The sequence below is a fragment of the Phaeacidiphilus oryzae TH49 genome (assembly GCF_000744815.1).
GTDB classification, from domain to species: Bacteria; Actinomycetota; Actinomycetes; order Streptomycetales; family Streptomycetaceae; genus Phaeacidiphilus; species Phaeacidiphilus oryzae.
Window position 1 is genome coordinate 5,879,661 of the sequence record NZ_JQMQ01000005.1, and the last position, 15,885, is coordinate 5,895,545.

The 15,885-nt window shown below is 75.1% G+C and carries 14 protein-coding genes; 6 read left to right on the forward strand and 8 right to left on the reverse strand.

Annotated features, from left to right (window positions below; translation table 11 throughout):
- Positions 1-2: 2 nt before the first annotated feature.
- The 3 genes from BS73_RS29890 to BS73_RS29900 all read right to left on the reverse strand — a co-directional run bounded on the left by BS73_RS29890 (position 3) and on the right by BS73_RS29900 (position 4,987).
- A complete protein-coding gene (locus tag BS73_RS29890; RefSeq protein ID WP_037577589.1) occupies positions 3-1,076 on the reverse strand; it encodes a FecCD family ABC transporter permease in 1,074 nt (357 codons plus the stop codon).
- Complete coding sequence (locus BS73_RS29895; RefSeq protein WP_037577590.1) at positions 1,073-2,140, reverse strand: FecCD family ABC transporter permease; 1,068 nt, start codon at positions 2,138-2,140, stop codon at positions 1,073-1,075. The genes BS73_RS29890 and BS73_RS29895 overlap by 4 nt, the downstream gene beginning before the upstream one ends.
- Before the next feature lie 309 nt (positions 2,141-2,449).
- Entirely contained in the window at positions 2,450-4,987 is a 2,538-nt protein-coding gene (locus BS73_RS29900) for a DEAD/DEAH box helicase (protein ID WP_037577591.1), read from the reverse strand.
- A 224-nt stretch (positions 4,988-5,211) separates the two neighbouring features.
- Here BS73_RS29900 and BS73_RS38450 point away from each other — a divergent pair, with 224 nt between their 5' ends.
- The 4 genes from BS73_RS38450 to BS73_RS29920 all read left to right on the forward strand — a co-directional run bounded on the left by BS73_RS38450 (position 5,212) and on the right by BS73_RS29920 (position 9,227).
- Complete coding sequence (locus tag BS73_RS38450) at positions 5,212-6,072, forward strand: hypothetical protein (RefSeq protein ID WP_161789718.1); 861 nt, start codon at positions 5,212-5,214, stop codon at positions 6,070-6,072.
- Positions 6,069-7,748: a coiled-coil domain-containing protein gene (locus BS73_RS29910; RefSeq protein ID WP_037577593.1), complete on the forward strand. Its 1,680-nt coding sequence runs from the start codon at positions 6,069-6,071 to the stop codon at positions 7,746-7,748. The genes BS73_RS38450 and BS73_RS29910 overlap by 4 nt, the downstream gene beginning before the upstream one ends.
- Positions 7,749-7,810: 62 nt before the next feature.
- Complete coding sequence (locus tag BS73_RS29915; protein WP_084704451.1) at positions 7,811-8,623, forward strand: molybdopterin-dependent oxidoreductase; 813 nt, start codon at positions 7,811-7,813, stop codon at positions 8,621-8,623.
- Positions 8,607-9,227 (forward strand): cytochrome b/b6 domain-containing protein, encoded by a 621-nt coding sequence (locus BS73_RS29920; RefSeq protein WP_037577594.1) that lies wholly within the window; start codon positions 8,607-8,609, stop codon positions 9,225-9,227. Before BS73_RS29915 ends, BS73_RS29920 begins: the two co-directional genes overlap by 17 nt.
- A gap of 13 nt (positions 9,228-9,240) precedes the next feature.
- Here BS73_RS29920 and BS73_RS29925 read toward each other — a convergent pair whose 3' ends face one another.
- The 4 genes from BS73_RS29925 to BS73_RS29940 form a co-directional block, all read right to left on the reverse strand.
- A complete protein-coding gene (locus BS73_RS29925) occupies positions 9,241-9,993 on the reverse strand; it encodes a Type 1 glutamine amidotransferase-like domain-containing protein (protein WP_051941131.1) in 753 nt (250 codons plus the stop codon).
- 22 nt (positions 9,994-10,015) lie between these two features.
- A complete protein-coding gene (locus tag BS73_RS29930) occupies positions 10,016-10,936 on the reverse strand; it encodes a dihydrodipicolinate synthase family protein (protein ID WP_037577595.1) in 921 nt (306 codons plus the stop codon).
- Complete coding sequence (locus BS73_RS29935; protein WP_084704452.1) at positions 10,933-11,790, reverse strand: fumarylacetoacetate hydrolase family protein; 858 nt, start codon at positions 11,788-11,790, stop codon at positions 10,933-10,935. Before BS73_RS29935 ends, BS73_RS29930 begins: the two co-directional genes overlap by 4 nt.
- Before the next feature lie 202 nt (positions 11,791-11,992).
- Positions 11,993-12,775, reverse strand: a complete 783-nt coding sequence (locus tag BS73_RS29940) for an IclR family transcriptional regulator (protein ID WP_037577596.1) — start codon at positions 12,773-12,775, stop codon at positions 11,993-11,995.
- A 93-nt stretch (positions 12,776-12,868) separates the two neighbouring features.
- On the opposite strand from BS73_RS29940, the gene BS73_RS29945 reads away from it, so the two are divergent.
- The gene (locus BS73_RS29945; RefSeq protein WP_037577597.1) at positions 12,869-14,365 is read left to right on the forward strand and encodes a UxaA family hydrolase; all 1,497 of its coding nucleotides are present in this window, start codon (positions 12,869-12,871) and stop codon (positions 14,363-14,365) included.
- 67 nt (positions 14,366-14,432) lie between these two features.
- Positions 14,433-15,419, forward strand: coding sequence for a class A beta-lactamase (gene bla, locus BS73_RS29950; protein ID WP_084704453.1), 987 nt, complete (start codon positions 14,433-14,435; stop codon positions 15,417-15,419).
- Positions 15,420-15,470: 51 nt separating this feature from the next.
- Here the strand turns inward: bla and BS73_RS29955 are convergent, their stop codons facing one another.
- Positions 15,471-15,791 carry an EthD family reductase gene (locus tag BS73_RS29955; protein ID WP_037577598.1) on the reverse strand — a complete coding sequence of 107 codons (321 nt, stop codon included), beginning with the start codon at positions 15,789-15,791 and terminating at the stop codon, positions 15,471-15,473.
- Between the last annotated feature and the right edge of the window lie 94 nt (positions 15,792-15,885).

A 15,885-nucleotide genomic window follows, 5' to 3' on the forward strand; every position in this document is an offset into this window, starting at 1 on the left:
CATCATCCTCGACTGGCCTGTCCCGGCCGCCCCCTGACGAGCAGCCACATCAGATACGGCGCGCCGATGAACGCGGTCACCACCCCCACCGGCAGCTCCGTCGGGTCCAGCGCCGTCCTGGCCAGCAGGTCCGCCAGCACCACCAGCAGCGCCCCGCCCAGCGCCGAGGAGGCCAGCGGGATCTGCGCGGTCCGCGCCAGTCGCAGGGCCACCTGCGGAGCGACCAGGGCCACGAAGTCCACCGGCCCCGACGCCCCGACCGCGATCGAGGCGGCCAGCACGCCCAGCGCGGCCAGACCGAGGCGGCTGCGCCCCAGCCGGACGCCCAGCGAGGTCGCCGTCAAGTCGTCAAGACCGACCACGCGTTGGGCCCGGGCAGCCCACGGCAGCGCGCAGGCGACCACCGCCAGCACGCCGAGCACCGGCCAGGACTGCGACCAGACCGCCCCATTGAGGCTGCCGGACATCCACACCTTGGCCTGCTCGGCCTGCAGGGCGTCGCCCTTGGTCAGGAAGAGCTGGGTGACCGCGCCGAGGGCGATGCTGATGCCCACCCCGATCAGCACGAAGCGCTGCGCGTTGATCCCGCGCCGCCAGGCCGTGCCCCAGACCAGCGCGGCGGTGGCGACGCCGCCGGCCACGGCGGCCAGCGCGGCCTCCGCGGTGTCGTCCACCACCCCGTACGCGAGGAGGCCCACCGTCACCGCCGAGGCGCCGTGGCTGATGCCGATCACGTCCGGGCTGGCCAGCGGGTTGCGGGCGACCGTCTGCACCAGCGCTCCGGAGACGCCGAAGGCGGCGCCGACGAGCGCGCCGAGGACCACCCGGGGGAGGCGGAGGGTGCCGACGGTGAAGCCGTCGGGGTCCTGGCCGCCGAGAACGACCCTGAGCGCATGGGAGGGGGCGACCAGGGTCTCGCCGACGCAGAGGGAGAGGAGCATCGCCGCCGCCAGCAGCACCAGCAGGCTGGAGGCGAGGAGGAGGGAGCGGCGGTGGGTCAGGAAGGAGGCCCGGCCGCGCCGGGTGAGGGCGTAGCCGGCGGGGCGGACCGCCGGCTCTCGGACGTCGGCGCTCACGACGCGACCACCGCCCGGCGGCGGACCAGGAACACCAGCACGGGAACTCCGATCAGCGCGGTCATCACCCCGGCCGGGACCTCCGACGGCGGGAACAGGACGCGGCCGGCGACGTCGGCGAGGAGCAGCAGCGAGGGTCCGAGGAGGGCCGACATGGCCAGCACCCAGCGGTGGGAGGCGCCGACCAGCGCCCGCGCGGCATGCGGAACGGCAAGTCCGACGAAGGCGATCGGGCCGGCCGCGGCGACCGAGGCGCCGGTCAGCACGGTCGCGCCGAGCGCGCCCACGGCCCGAACGCCGCCGACCCTGCGGCCGAGCGAACGGGCCGCGTCCTCGCCGAGGGCGAGGGCGTCGAGCCCTCCGGCGACGGAGAACACCAGGACCGCGCCGACCAGAAGGAAGGGCAGCAGCTGCCAGGCCACCTCGCCGGTGGCGCTGCCCAGCGCGCCCACCTGCCAGAAGCGGAAGCGGTCCAGGGTGGCGGACTGGGTGGTCAGCACGGCGGTGATCAGGGAGGCGACGAAGGCCGAGAAGGCCGAGCCGGCCAGGGCGAGGCGGACCGGGGTGGTCGAGGCGGCGCGCCCCCGGCCGGCCAGTCCGTAGACCAGGAGGGCGGCGAGGACGGCCCCGGCGAAGCCGAACCAGACGTAGCCGACGAGGGAGCCGATGCCGAAGGCCGAGATGGCGAGGACGACGCCGGCGGCGGCGCCCTGCGAGACCCCGAGGATGCCGGGCTCGGCGATCGGGTTGCGGGTGATGCCCTGCATCACCGTGCCGGCCATGGCGAGCGAGGCGCCGACGACCAGTCCGACGACGGTGCGGGGCAGCCGGAGGGAGCGGACGACCAGGGCGTCGTTCGAACTCCCGCCGTGGAAGAGGGCGTTGAGGACGTCGCCGGGCGGGATGGCGCGGCTGCCGACGGCGAGGCTGAGCAGCGCGGCGAGCAGCAGCAGTGCGGCGGCGGCGAGCAGCCAGGCCGCGCGGCGGCGGGTGCTGCTGCGCGGGGCGGCGGCGGGCCGGGGCCTCGCGGGGGGCGCGGCGGGCGGCGCGGCGGGCGCGGGCATGGGTCTCCCGGCGGGGGTGGTGGGCAGGTGAGGCTAACCTTACCCGGCCGGCCCAGGCTTCTTCCCCGACCCCGCCCTTTCCTCGTTTCCCGGGGCTGCCGCCCTGCGCCCCGCGATGACGCCCGGAGGGCGAATCAAGGGGCGCGGGGAACTGCGCGGCCCGCCGCTAACGGTCCGCGGCCGGCGGCGGAGTTCGGGTTGCAACCCGGTAGCCGTTGCCGGGTGCGGCGCCGTAGCGGGCTGGGCGCGCAGTTCCCCGCGCCCCTTACGCGCGCCTGCGGCGCTGCGTCCGGGGCGGTCGCGCGCGGCTTACAGCTTCGAGAGCCGGTTGACGCCGGTGACGCGGATCACCGCGCGGCCCTCCTCGTCGGAGGAGTGGAGGTCGACCTCCGCGGTGATCCCCCAGTCGTGGTCGCCCTCGGGGTCGTCGAAGGCCTGGCGGACCAGCCACGCGCCCTGCGTGGACTCCTCGTCGATCCGCAGCAGATGCGGGCCGCGGGCGTCGGGTCCGGTGCGGATCTCGTCGTACTCGTCCCAGTAGCCGTCCATCGCGTCCGCCCAGCGGTCCGCGTCCCAGCCGCCGCTCTCCTCCTCCAGCTCGGCGAGCTGCTCGTACTCCTCCAGCGCGGCCAGCTCGACCCGGCGGAACATCGCGTTCCGCACCAGCACCCGGAAGGCCCGCGGGTTGGCGGTGACCGGCGCCGGCTTGTCGTCGAGCGGGGTGCCCTCCTCGTCGGTGGCGTCCTCCTCGTCCTCCGGATTGGCCAGCTTCTCCCACTCGTCCAGCAGCGAGGAGTCGACCTGGCGGACCAGTTCGCCCAGCCACTCGATGAGGTCGCGGAGGTCGTCGTTCTTGGTGTCCTCGGGGACGGCGTGCTGCAGCGCCCGGTACGCGGAGGCGAGGTAGCGCAGCACCAGGCCCTCGGTGCGCGGCAGCTCGTAGAAGCCGACGTAGTCGACGAAGGTCATGGCCCGCTCGTAGAGGTCGCGGGCGACCGACTTCGGCCGCAGCGGGTGGTCGCCGATCCACGGGTGGGCGCGGCGGTAGACGTCGTACGCGTGCTCGAGCAGCTCTTCCAGCGGCTTGGGGTAGGAGATCTCCTCCAGCCGCTCCATCCGCTCCTCGTACTCGATGCCCTCGGCCTTCATCGCGGCCACCGCCTCGCCCTTGGCCTTGTGCTCCTGGGCGACCAGGATCTGCCGCGGGTCGTCCAGGGTGGACTCGACGACGGAGAGGACGTCCAGCGCGTAGGTCGGGGACTCCGGGTCGAGGAGCTCGAAGGCGGAGAGGGCGAAGGTGGAGAGCGGCTGGGTGAGCGAGAAGTCCGACTGGAGGTCGACGGTGAGGCGGACGAAACGTCCGGTCTCGTCCGGTTCGTCCAGGCGCTCGACGACTCCGGCGTCCAGCAGCGAGCGGTAGATCGCGATGGCCTCGCGGATGTGCCGGCGCTGGGCGCGGCGGTCGTCGTCGTTCTCGGTGAGGAGGTGGCGCATCGCCTCGAAGGCGTTGCCCGGCCGGTTGATGACCGAGAGGAGCATCAGGTTGCTCACCTTGAACCGGGAGACCAGCGGTTCCGGTTCGGCCTCGGTCAGCCTCTTGAAGGTCTCGTCGCTCCAGTTGACGAAGCCCTCGGGCGGCTTCTTGCGGACCACCTTGCGCCGCTTCTTGGGGTCGTCACCGGCCTTGGCCAGCGCCTTCTCGTTCTCCACCACATGCTCGGGGGCCTGCGCCTCGACGTAGCCGACCTCGTCGAAGCCGGCCCGGCCGGCCCGGCCGGCGATCTGGTGGAACTCGCGGGCGCGGAGCACCCGCACCCGCCGGCCGTCGTATTTCGACAGTGCCGTGAAGAGGACGGTCCGGATCGGGACGTTGACGCCCACGCCGAGGGTGTCCGTACCGCAGATCACCTTGAGGAGGCCCGCCTGGGCCAGCCGTTCCACCAGGCGCCGGTACTTGGGCAGCATCCCCGCGTGGTGGACGCCGATCCCGTGCCGGACGTAGCGGGACAGGTTGCGGCCGAACTTGGTGGTGAAGCGGAAGTTGCCGATCAGCTTGGAGATCTCCTCCTTCTCCGCCCGGGTGCACATGTTGATGGACATCAGCGACTGGGCCCGCTCGACCGCCGCGGCCTGGGTGAAGTGCACCACGTAGACCGGGGCGCGGTCGGAGGAGAGGAGGTCCTCCAGGGTGTCGTGGAGGGTGGTGCGCCGGTACTCGTAGAAGAGCGGGACCGGGCGGGTCGCGTTGGCGACGGTGGTGGTCGGGCGGCCGGTGCGGCGGGTGAGGTCGCTCTCGAAGCGGCGGACGTCGCCGAGGGTCGCCGACATCAGCACGAACTGCGCCTGCGGCAGCTCGATCAGCGGCACCTGCCAGGCCCAGCCGCGGTCGGGATCGGCGTAGAAGTGGAACTCGTCCATCACCACCTGGCCGACATCGGCCAGCCGGCCGTCGCGCAGGGCGATCGAGGCCAGCACCTCGGCGGTGCAGCAGATGATCGGGGCGGTCGGGTTGACCGAGGCGTCGCCGGTCATCATCCCGACGTTCGAGGAGCCGAACATCTTGATCAGGTCGAAGAACTTCTCCGAGACCAGGGCCTTGATCGGGGCGGTGTAGAAGGTGCGGCGGCCCTCGGCCAGGGCGGCGTAGTGCGCGCCCGCGGCCACCAGTGACTTGCCCGAGCCGGTCGGTGTGTTAAGGATCACGTTCGATCCCGAGACCACCTCGATCAGCGCCTCCTCCTGGGCCGGATAGAGGGTGACCCCTCGCTCCTCCTGGGCCCAGGTGGAGAAGGACTCGAACAGGTCGTCGGGCGTGGGGCTCTGGGGGAGGCGGTCGATAAGGGTCACCCGCCCATCTTGCCCGGTGAACGCCCTCGGAGGGGAATTCCGCCTGCTGCGCGGGCGGGGCGCGGGCGGCGCGCGGGGGCGGCGCGGCGGCGCCGCGGAGGCCGCCGTGAATCGATCGCACACAATCCCGACTGGCCCTCCGCCGGTCGTCCATACAAGAATGCGGGGCTTTGAAGACGGATCAGCGCTGGAGTGACGAGGCGTGCAGAAGGGGTGTGGAGGACGTGGCCGAGCGAGAGCCTGACGCCGCCGGCGGCGCGGGGAGCGACCCCGGCGGCGGCCCGGACGGCGGCGCCGGAGACCCGGCGGGGCCGGGTGGCGCCACCGGCTCGGCGGCCGAACTCCCGGGCCGGGGAGCCGGCCTGACCTCCCGTGCCGGCTCAAGCGCGACCGTGGTCGCGAGCGCCGGCGCCGACGCCGACGCGGGTGCGGGTGCCGCCGTGGACGCCGTAGTAGAGCAGCGGGCCGCGCGCCGGGCGCGGATCGCCGCCGCCCACCGGGAGGCCGGGGGAGGCTCCCCCCGCGCCCTGGACGCCCTGCTGCGCGAGGCCGCGGAGCTGGCCGCCTGGGAGCGCGCCACCGCGCTCCGGCTGGACCGGCCGGCGCGGCGGCGCAGCGTGCTGGCGCTCCGGGCGGCCGGTGCCGTGGTCTGCGTGCTGACCCTCCTTCAGATCGCCCTCGCGGCGGCCGGACTGACGGAGCTGTGGCGGATCGGCCCGGCGGGCCTGCTGCTGGCCGGCGGCCTGTACGAGGTGCTCGCGGCCGGGCGGGTCGGCTCCGGGGCCCGCCATCTCTGGCGCCGGGGCGGTGCGCTCGGGCTGCTGGTCGCCGCGCTGGCGGCGGGGGTGTGGGCCTGGGTGGACGGCTCCGCGCCGGCGCTGGTCGCCGTGGTGCTGGGGGCGGTGGGCGCACTCGGCTACCTGGCCGGCCTCTTCGGCGAGTGGTTCGTCGGCCGCCGGGACTCCGGCGCGGAGCCGCCGGACTCGGCCGAACCGGTCCGCCTCCCCGCCGCCGCGGCCTCCGGAGCCGCCGGCACCCCTGCCTCCCCGTCCTCCGCCGCCGCTTCCAAGGAGGCCGACGCATGAGCTCCGACGAGCAGCGCTTCGACCGGGATCACGATCCGGACGCCGGCCGGGAGCCGGGCCGCGACGGAGGCGGTGAGCGCGACCGCCACCGCGACCGCGACCGCGATCGTCCCGGCCCCGCCTCCGCCCAGCCCCCCGGCCCGATCGCCCGCGTGCCCCGCCCGCGCCCGGAGACCGCCCGCCCGGAGACCGCCCGCCCGGAGACCGCCCGCCCGGGGACCGCCCGCCCGGACACCGCGCGCCCCGACGCCCTCCGTCCCGACGCCCTCCGTCCCGACGCCGGACGCCCCGACCCGGGCCGTCCCGACCCGGGCCGTCCCGATCCGGGCCGTCCCGACCCGAGCCGTCCCGACCCGGGACGCCCCGACCCGGGCCGTCCGGAAACCGCCCGCCCCCGCCCCGACTTCGGCCGCTCGGAGCGGGTCGGCGGCGGCTCCGCCCGGGGCGGCGCGGACTCCGCCGGGGACTCCGCGCGCCGGCTCTTCGGCCTCCTCCAGCGCGACCTGGCCGAGCTCCAGCAGCGGATGGACACCCTCTCCGCCGAGGTCCGCTCCCGGGAGACCACCCTCCGCCTCTCCACCGCCGAGACCCGGCTGAAGTCCGCCGAGAACGCCCTCGCCGAACTCGACGGGCTGCCCCGCCGGCTGGCCGCCGACCTCGGCGCCAAGGTCGACGCCGCGGAGCGGGCCGCCACCGAGCGCGAGGAGGCCGCCCGCACCCGGGAGGCCGCCGCCCGGCAGGCCGCGTTCACCGAGCAGAACGACCGGCTGGAGGCCGAGCTCGAACGGTTCCGCGCCCAGGCCGCCGAACTCACCCGCCGGGTCTCCGGATACGAGGCGCGGCTGCGCGACACCGCCCGCCGGATGGACCGGCTGGAGCCCCGGCTGGAATGGCTGGAACGCACCGGCCGGATCCGCTCGGGCGCCCACGAGGTCGACCTCGACCACTCGGACGACACCGTGCTCAGCCTCCGCGACACCATCCACACCGGCCGCCGCAGCGCGGACGACCTCCTGGACGAGCCGGCCAGGGAACGGGCCGCCGCCGAGGTCGAGCGCCATCAGCGGGCCTGGCGCGCCGCCCATGAGCGGGTCGCCGGCGCGTCCGCCGCGGCCGGCGCGCTGGCCACCGCGCCCGGCGCGGACTCCCCCCGCCCGGCCGGCCGGTACCGGCGCGCGCTGCGGGAGTTCGAGCAGCAGCACGCCCGGCTGCGGAAGGCCGCCGCGGAGGAGCAGCGGCTGCGGGAGCCCGCCCGCCAGGCCCAGCAGCGCCTGGACCGGGACAAGCAGGCCCGGGCCAGCACGGCCGCCCTGCGTGCGGCGGCCGAGGCGGCCAGGGCGCGCCTGCTGGAGGTCGCCGAGCGGCGGATCGAGCAGGCCTGTACGTCCGGCGCGGTGCCGCCGCTGTGGTTCTGGGAGACCTTCTATCCGGGCCCGCGCCCGCGCCCGAGCGGCAGTTGGGAGCGGCTCGCCTCGGATGTGCTGGCGTACCGGCTGGCCTGGGGCGTCCACGCGCCCTCGCCGCTGGGCGACGAGCCGCGGGGCGAGGAGGCCTCCGGCGGCCGGCTGGCCGAGTACCGGGCGCTGAGCGGCCGGCTGGCCGCCCTCGACCGCGCGGAGAACGCTCCGGCCGCGCCGGGGGAGGATCCCTCGCCGGCAGAGATTACGGATCGCTGACGTATCGCCCGGAACCGCCGAAGGGCCTGGCGGTCGGCCCCGGAGGGTGGTCGAATCGGCGTATGGCGAGGGACAGGGAACCCGGTGCCTCGGCGGGATCGGACGATCCGGGGGACGAGCGCGCAGACGGCACGGCCGGGCGCGGGTCCGACCGCGCCGAGGCGCCGGGGAGGCCGGCCGGCGCGCCCGTCGGCCGGCGGGTGGTCCTCGGCCTCCTCGGGCTCGGGGCGGTCGGGGTGGCCACCGGGTCCGCCCTGCAGAACGGGCTGGACAACGCGCTCGCCGGGGTCGAGTCGCACGACCCGACCGGGGTCACGGGGCTGATCCCGGGCGGGGGCTTCGAGTTCTACTCGGTCGCCGACTCCATCCCGCACCGCTCGCCCGCCGCGTACACCCTCACCGTCTCCGGGCTGGTGGACCGGCCGCTGACCCTGTCGCTGGACCAGCTCAAGGCGCTGCCCCCGACCCGGCTGGTGCGGGACGTGCAGTGCGTCACCGGCTGGCGGGTGCCGCGGACCGCCTTCACCGGCGTCCGCCTCTCCGATCTCCTGGACCGGGCCGGCGTCCGCCCGGGCGCCCGGGCCCTCCGCTTCATCTGCTACGACGGCGTCTACACCGAGAGCCTGACCCTGGACCAGGCCCGACGCCCGGACATGATGGTGGCCTACGCCATGAACGACCGCCCGGTGAGCGACGCCCACGGCGGCCCGGTGCGGCTCTACGCGGCCCCGATGTACTTCTACAAGTCCGCGAAGTGGCTGGCCGGGATCACCGTGACGGACCATGTGCAGCCCGGCTACTGGGAGCACTACGGCTACGACGTCGACGCCTGGGTCGGCCGCTCCAACGGGCGCGACGATGAGCCGACCTCCTGAGGCGCCGGGGACGGGCACCGTCCTCCGGTTCAGCGCCGCCGAGCGCTGGGTGCACCGGGCCACCGCCTGGCTGATGATGACCTGCATCGTCACCGCGCTCTTCCTCTATGTCCCCGGCCTGGCCGAACTCGTGGGCCGCAGAAGGCTGCTGGTGGTCGTCCACGAGTGGTGCGGCGCCGCCCTGCCGGTGCCGCTGGCGCTGGGCCTGGCCAGCCGCGCCCTCCGCGCGGACCTGCGGATCCTCAACCGCTTCACCGACCACGACCGGCGCTGGCTGCGCGGCGCCGTCCGCCGTTCGGCGCGCGAACTGCCGCCCCCGGCGGGGAAGTTCAACGCCGGGCAGAAGCTGTACGCGGCCTTCGTGCTGGGCGCGGCGCTGGTGATGCTCGGCACCGGGCTGCTGATGTGGTTCACCCACCTGGCGCCGCTGGTCTACCGGACCGGCGCCACCTTCGTCCACGACTGGCTGGCGCTGCTCACCGGCATCCTGGTGATCGGCCACGTCTGGATGGCCGCCACCCATCCGGAGTCCCGCCGGGCCATGCGCACCGGCCGGGCCTCCCGGGCCTGGTCCCGGGCCGAACACCCGCACTGGGACCCCTGACCCGGCCCGCCGCCTACCGCTCGGCCGCGGCCAGCACCCGGTGGGGGAGGGGCCGCTCCAGGACGCCCTGCCCGGCGTCCGGCTCCACCCGGTAGGACCGGGACTCCGCCGTCCGGCTCACCGCCTCGGTCGGCCGCTCGTCCGTGAAGAGGACCGCCGCGCCGTCGTCCAGCGCCCAGCCGGCGGGCAGCGCCCCGGTGGACACCGCCTGCCGGTAGGAGGGGCGGCGGCCCGGCTCCGAGTCGTAGTGCGGGCAGACCGAGCCGGGCAGCAGCCCGAGGCCGTCCGGGAGGAAGGTCAGCGAGCCGAAGGAGTCCGTGTGGGAGCCCTCCGCCCAGCAGTTGGCACCTGCGCTGATCCCGCAGAGCAGCGTCCCGCCCCGGTACGCCTCGGCCAGCAGCCGGTCCACGCCGTGCACCCGCCACACCGCCGGCATGTTCGCGGTGTTGCCGCCGCCGACGTAGACCACGTCCTGGGAGAGGAGGTGCCGACGCAGCCCCGCGTCGTCCAACTGCCGCTGGAAGAGCGGCAGTACGGAGGCCTCGCAGTCGCGGCTCGCGAAGGCGGCGGTGAAGCGGTCGACGTACGAGGCGGCGTCGCCACTGGCGGTGGGGAGGAAGCAGACCTTCGGGCGCGGGTTCGGGGTCTGCGCCGGCAGCCAGTCGTCCAGCAGGCCGTCGTCGTCGAGGGAGAAGCCTCCGCCGAGCAGTGCGATCCGCCGGCTGGGCGGCCGCTCCGCCGCTGCCGGCCCGGGGGCCTCGCCCATGGTTCCGCTCCTTCCCTGGCGGTCACTTCGCCCAGTTGAGGATGAACAGGTCGCGGGCGCGAGCGAGTTCGAGGAGGGCGGCGGCCGTGGCCGGATGCAGCGGGGCCAGCGGGGCGCGGGTGCGGGGAGAGCCGATGACGCCGGCCGCGGCCAGCAGGTGCTTCTGCGCGCGCGGTCCGCACTGCCGGTTCTCGAAGTGGAGGAGGGGGAGGAGGTCCTCCCAGGCACGGGCGGCGGCCGGCCGGTCGCCGGAGCGGTGGGCGCGGACGACGGCGGCCAGTTCGTACGGGGCCGTGGCCGAGCACATGGTGCCGGTGGCGCCGGCGTCCAGATCGGGAAGGAGGGTGACCGCCTCCTCCCCGTCGAACCGGCCGGGGAGGCGGTCGGCGGCGGCCTCGGTCAGCGCGCGGAGGGTGTCGGCGGCGCCCGGGGTCTCGATCTTGACGTGGGTGACCGCGGGGACCTCGGCGGCGAGCCGGACGATCAGGTCGGCCGGCAGCCGGGTGGGGGAGAGCGGGGCGTCCTGGACCATCAGCGGCAGCCCGGGGGCCGCCGCGGAGACGGTGCGGAACCAGTCGAGGACGCCGGCCGGCGGCACCGCCATGGTCGCGCCGAAGAACGGCGGCATCAGCATGGCCATCGCGGCCCCGGCCCGCTGCGCCTCCCGGCAGCGGGCGGCGGCGATCCGCGCGCTGTAGTGGCTCGCGGTGACGACGACCGGGACCCGGCCGGCGGCGCGGTCGAGGACGGTGTGGAGGACCGCGTCCCGCTCCTCGTCGGTGAGGGAGAACTGCTCGGAGAAGTTGGCCAGCACGCAGAGGGCGTCGGCCTGGCCGTCGATCAGGAGGTCCACGACGCGGGCGGTGCCGGCCAGATCGAGAGACTCGTCCTCGTGGAAGGCGGTGGGGACGACCGGCACCACGCCGGACTCCGGGGCCCTCACACCGTCACCACCGGGTTGCTGAGCCGCCCGATCGAGTCGATCTCGATGGCCACCGTGTCTCCGGCCCGCAGGGTGAAGGAGGAGTCCGGGACGGCCGAGGTGCCGGTGGCCAGGAGGACGCCGCGCGGGTGGTCGTCGGCGCGGAAGAGGTGCTCCGCCAGCTCGGTGAGCTCGCGGTGGAGTGAGCCGGTGTGGGCGCTGCCCCGCCAGACCGGCTCCGCGGCGCCGGGCCGGTGGATCTCGCAGGCGATGCCGAGGGAGCGCGGCGCCGGGACGGCCCTGGCCAGCCGGATCCACGGCCCGACGGCGCAGGAGTGCCGGTAGACCTTGGCCTGCGGCAGGTAGAGGGGGTTCTCGCCCTCGATCGAGCGGGAGCTCATGTCGTTGCAGGCGGTGTAGCCGACGATCTCGCCGAACGCGTTGAGCACCAGGGCGAGTTCGGGCTCGGGCACGTTCCAGGCGGAGTCCGCGCGGATGCCCACCGGGCCGCCGGGTCCCGAGGCGCGGCGGCCGGTGGACTTGAAGAAGAGCTCGGGCCGCTCGGCGCTGTAGACCTTGTCGTAGATGTCCGGCTCGCCGCTCTCCTCCATCCGGGCGGAGCGCGAGGTCTCGTAGGTGACGCCGGCCGCCCAGATCTCGGTCTCCGGGTCGACGGGGGCGAGGAGCGGGCCGCCGGCCGGCGCCCCGTCGACGGCCGGCGCGGAGTCGACGCGGGCGTGGAACTCCCCGCGGGGGAGCGCGAGGAGGTCGCCGAGCGAGCCGGGGAGGACGGCGGTGCCGCCGGAGGCGGTGACGGCGAACCAGCCGTCGGCGGTGCGGAACAGCGTGTCGGGGGAGCCGGGCGCGGAGGTCATGGGCGGCACCTTGTCGTCAGGACTCGGACTCGTCTGAAATCTCGAACGGCGTACGGCGGATGGGACGGCCGGGGCCGAACATAGGCGGCCGCCGGAGACCGCGCAAGGGAGCCGCCCGGGGCCCGCCGCCGTGCCGCCCTGCCCCCTCCTCCTGCTCCTGCCCTGCCGCCCCTGCCGTGCCGCCCCGCCCCAGCCGAGCCGCTCAGCGCGCCCCGAGCTGCCGGGAGAGCCGGGAGGCGCCCTCCACCGCGAACCCGGCCCACTCCTCGGCCGCCCGCTGGGACCAGCGCATGTCCGGCACCGAGACGCTGACCGAGGCGACCACCGACCCCCGGTGGTCCCGCACCGGCGCCGCCGCGCAACTCACCTGCGGGGTGGACTCGCCGTACTCGAAGGCCAGGCCGGTCCGCCTGGTCTCGGCCAACTGGGCCAGCAGGGCGTCGGGTTCGGTGAGCGAGGCGCCGGTCAGCCGGGGCAGGCCGCCCTCCGCGCCCAGGTAGAGCCCGCGCACCACGTCGTCCGGCTGGTAGGCGATCAGCGCCTTGCCGAGGGCGGTGCAGCAGGCCGGCACCCGGCGGCCGACCGCCGACACCATCCGCACCGCCTGCCGGCTCTCCACCTTCGCCATGTAGACCACGTCCGGCCCGTCCAGCACCCCGACGTTGACCGTCTCGCCGCACTCGGCGGCGATCTCCCGGGCGATCCGCTGCCCCGCCGTCACCAGGTCCAGCCGCTCCCCGTAGGCGTTGCCCAACTGGAAGACCCGGAGGCCGAGATGGAAGCGGCCGGTGGGCTCGTCCTTGCGGAGATAGCCGCGGGCGGAGAGGGTGGTGAGGAGTTCGTGGACGGTGGTGCGGGGCAGTCCGGTGGCGCGGGCCACCTCCGGGGCGGACAGCCCGGACGCGCCGGCGTCCGCGTCCCCGGGCTCCAGGAAGAGCTCCAGGATGTCCAGACCGCGGGCGAGGGCCGGAGTGAGCCGGGGCATGGCGCACCACCTTCGGGATCGATACCGTGACCGCGATCGGCAAGATAGCGGACACCGTCCGAAATATCGAACGAAGCCCGTCGAGGAGGTCCGATGCCGCAGCGACTGATCCAGCTCAGGAACGAGGACGACGTCGCCATCGCCGCCGAGGATCCCCCGGAGGAGGCCGGCGGGGGCGTCCCGCGCGGCCACAAGGTGGCCCTCAGGGACCTGACGGAGGGTCAGCCCGTCCTCCGCTACGGGCAGGTGATCGGCTTCGCCGCCCGGGACATCGCCGCCGGGGAGCACGTCCACCTCCACAACCTGGAGTACCGGGAGTTCGACCGCGAGTACCGGTTCGCCGTGGACGCGGCCGAGGTGCCGCTGGTCCCGGAGTCCGAGCGGGACACCTTCCAGGGCTACGTCCGCTCCGACGGCTCCGTCGGCACCCGCAACTTCCTCGGCGTCCTCACCACCGTCAACTGCTCGGCCACCGCCGCGAAGCAGATCGCCGCCCGGGTCAGGTTCTCCGGCCTGCTGGACGACTACCCCCACGTGGACGGGGTGGTCGCGCTCACCCACGGCCAGGGCTGCGGGATGGCCCCGGACGGCGAGGGGATGGCGGTGCTCCGCCGGGTGATGCACGGATACCTCCGGCACCCCAACTTCGCCGGCTTCCTGGTCCTCGGCCTCGGCTGCGAGGACAACCAGATCAGGGAGCTGACCGAGGGCCTGGAGCTCCGCCCCGGGCTCCCGCTGGTCACCAGCACCATCCAGGAGTTGGGCGGCACCCGCAAGACGGTGGCCGCCGGGGTCGCCGCGCTCACCGCGATGCTGCCGGAGGCGGACTCCGCCCGCCGCAGCACCGTCCCCGCCGACCGGCTGATCCTCGGCACCAACTGCGGCGGCTCGGACTCCTATTCGGGCCTCACCGCCAACCCGGCGCTGGGCGACGCCGTGGACCGGCTGGTCCGCCAGGGCGGCACCGGCGTGGTCGGCGAGACCCCGGAGATCTACGGCACCGAGCACATGCTGGTCCGCCGCGCGGCCAGCGAGGCGGTCGGCCGCCGCCTGCTGGAGCGGATCGACTGGTGGCGGGGGTACACCGCGCGGCACGGCGGCTCGATGGACAACAACCCCTCGCCGGGCAACAAGCAGGGCGGCCTGACCACCATCCTGGAGAAGTCCCTCGGCGCCGTCGCGAAGGGCGGCACCACCCCGCTCGCGGACGTCGTCGAATACGCGGAGCCGGTACGCAGCAAGGGCTTCGTCTTCATGGACACCCCCGGCTACGACCCGGTGTCGGTGACCGGCATCGTCGCCGGCGGGGCCAACCTGGTCTGCTTCACCACCGGCCGCGGCTCCGCGTTCGGCTGCGCGCCGGTGCCGAGCCTCAAGCTGGCCACCAATACTCCGCTCTACGAGCACATGTCCGAGGACATGGACATCAACGCGGGCGGCATCGCGGACGGCTCGGCCACCGTCGAGGAGATCGGCGAGGAGATCTACCGCCGGGTATTGGCGGTCGCCTCCGGCGAGCGGACCAAGAGCGAGGGCCTCGACTACGGCGAGGAGGAGTTCGTGCCGTGGCACCTGGGCACGGTGATGTGAGCCGCCGGCCCGGGACGCGGCTCGTGGCGGGCTTGGTGGGCGCGGGCGATCACGGCAGGCTGTGGGGATGCGAAAAGCGATCGTTCTCCTGGCGGTGACGGCCGGGTTGCTGCTCACCGGCTGCGGCGGCGGCAGCGGCAGCGGCGCCGACGGTGCCGCGGACGGCATCCCGGGCGGCCGGGCGAACGCCACCGCGAACGCCACCGCGAACGCCACCGCGCGCGGCGCCTCCGCCGCGGCCTCCGCGCCCGCAGCCGCGTCCCCACAGCACCCGGCGGCCGCCGCCGCCTTCGCCGCTCTGGAGCGGCGCTATCGGGCGCGGCTCGGCGTCTACGCCGTGGACACCGGCAGCGGCCGTGCCGTCGCCTACCGCGCAGACGAGCGGTTCGGGTACTGCTCCACCTTCAAGGCGCTGGCCGCCGGGCTGATCCTGGCCCGGGCCACCGACGCCCGGCTCGGCACCGTGCTCCACTACCGCCGTTCCGACCTCCTCGCCCACTCCCCGGTGACCTCGGAGCACCTCGCCGAGGGGCTCCCGCTGCGGGCGGTGCTCGCCGCCGCCGTCCAGTACAGCGACAACACCGCCGGCGACCTGCTGCTCAAGGAGCTTGGCGGGCCGTCAGGGCTGGCGGCGGCGCTCCGCGGCCTCGGCGACCGGGTCAGCCTCCCCGCCCGTACCGAGCCGGCCCTCAACGTCATCGCCCCGGGCGACACCCGGGACACCAGCTCCCCCCGCGCCTTCGGCACCGACCTCCGCCGACTGGCCCTCGGCGACCTCCTCCCGGCCGCCCGCCGGGCGCAGTTCGCCGCCCTGCTGCGCGGCAACACCACCGGCGGCGCCTACATCCGGGCCGGCGTCCCCGCCGGCTGGCGGGTGGGCGACAAGACCGGCAGCAGTACCGCCGGCATCCGCAACGACATCGCCGTGCTGTGGCCGCCGCGGGGCGCCCCGATCGTGCTGGCCGTGATGACCGACCGGGGCGCCGCGCAGCCGCCCGCCACCGACCCGCTGATCGCGGACGCGACGAGATCGGCTCTCGCGGCCCTGCGGTGACCCGGTGACCCGGTGACCCGATGACCCGGTGACCGGAAGCGGCGCGAGCGGTCAGAAGACGTCCTCCAGCTCGCAGAGGGCGTTCGTCATGGTCGCCGTCTTCGCCATCAACTGCCCGTCCGCGCCGACCGCCTGGCCCTCGGGGGAGGAGAGCGCCGTCTTCATCGCGGCCATGTCGTCGAAGTCCAGCTCGGCGATCAGGTAGTGCGGCTCCCCGCCCCGCACCGGCCGGGCGTTGCGGATCACCGTGTAGCGCCGGAGGCCCGGAAGCTTGTTGGCCAGCGGGATGTGGACCTCCCGATAGTGGCGGTCGAACTCGGCCGGATCCTGCGGGTCGTCCCAGAAGACCAGGAGTCGCGCCTTGGTCGCCATCTCTCCACCTCCGTGAGGGGGCCGCCGTCGGTCCCGCCGGCCCGTGCGTCCTGCGGTCTTCTCACTACCCGAAGCGGAAGGCGTTGTCACCCCC

Excerpts from the sequence above, each read along its gene's own strand:
- BS73_RS29895 (WP_037577590.1), bottom strand. The coding sequence starts at position 2,140 with ATGCCCGCGCCCGCCGCGCCGCCCGCCGCGCCCCCCGCGAGGCCCCGG.
- BS73_RS29910 (WP_037577593.1), top strand. The coding sequence starts at position 6,069 with ATGAGCTCCGACGAGCAGCGCTTCGACCGGGATCACGATCCGGACGCC.
- BS73_RS29915 (WP_084704451.1), top strand. The coding sequence starts at position 7,811 with ATGGCGAGGGACAGGGAACCCGGTGCCTCGGCGGGATCGGACGATCCG.
- BS73_RS29920 (WP_037577594.1), top strand. The coding sequence starts at position 8,607 with ATGAGCCGACCTCCTGAGGCGCCGGGGACGGGCACCGTCCTCCGGTTC.
- BS73_RS29925 (WP_051941131.1), bottom strand. The coding sequence starts at position 9,993 with ATGGGCGAGGCCCCCGGGCCGGCAGCGGCGGAGCGGCCGCCCAGCCGG.
- BS73_RS29935 (WP_084704452.1), bottom strand. The coding sequence starts at position 11,790 with ATGACCTCCGCGCCCGGCTCCCCCGACACGCTGTTCCGCACCGCCGAC.
- BS73_RS29940 (WP_037577596.1), bottom strand. The coding sequence starts at position 12,775 with ATGCCCCGGCTCACTCCGGCCCTCGCCCGCGGTCTGGACATCCTGGAG.
- BS73_RS29945 (WP_037577597.1), top strand. The coding sequence starts at position 12,869 with ATGCCGCAGCGACTGATCCAGCTCAGGAACGAGGACGACGTCGCCATC.
- bla (WP_084704453.1), top strand. The coding sequence starts at position 14,433 with ATGCGAAAAGCGATCGTTCTCCTGGCGGTGACGGCCGGGTTGCTGCTC.
- BS73_RS29955 (WP_037577598.1), bottom strand. The coding sequence starts at position 15,791 with ATGGCGACCAAGGCGCGACTCCTGGTCTTCTGGGACGACCCGCAGGAT.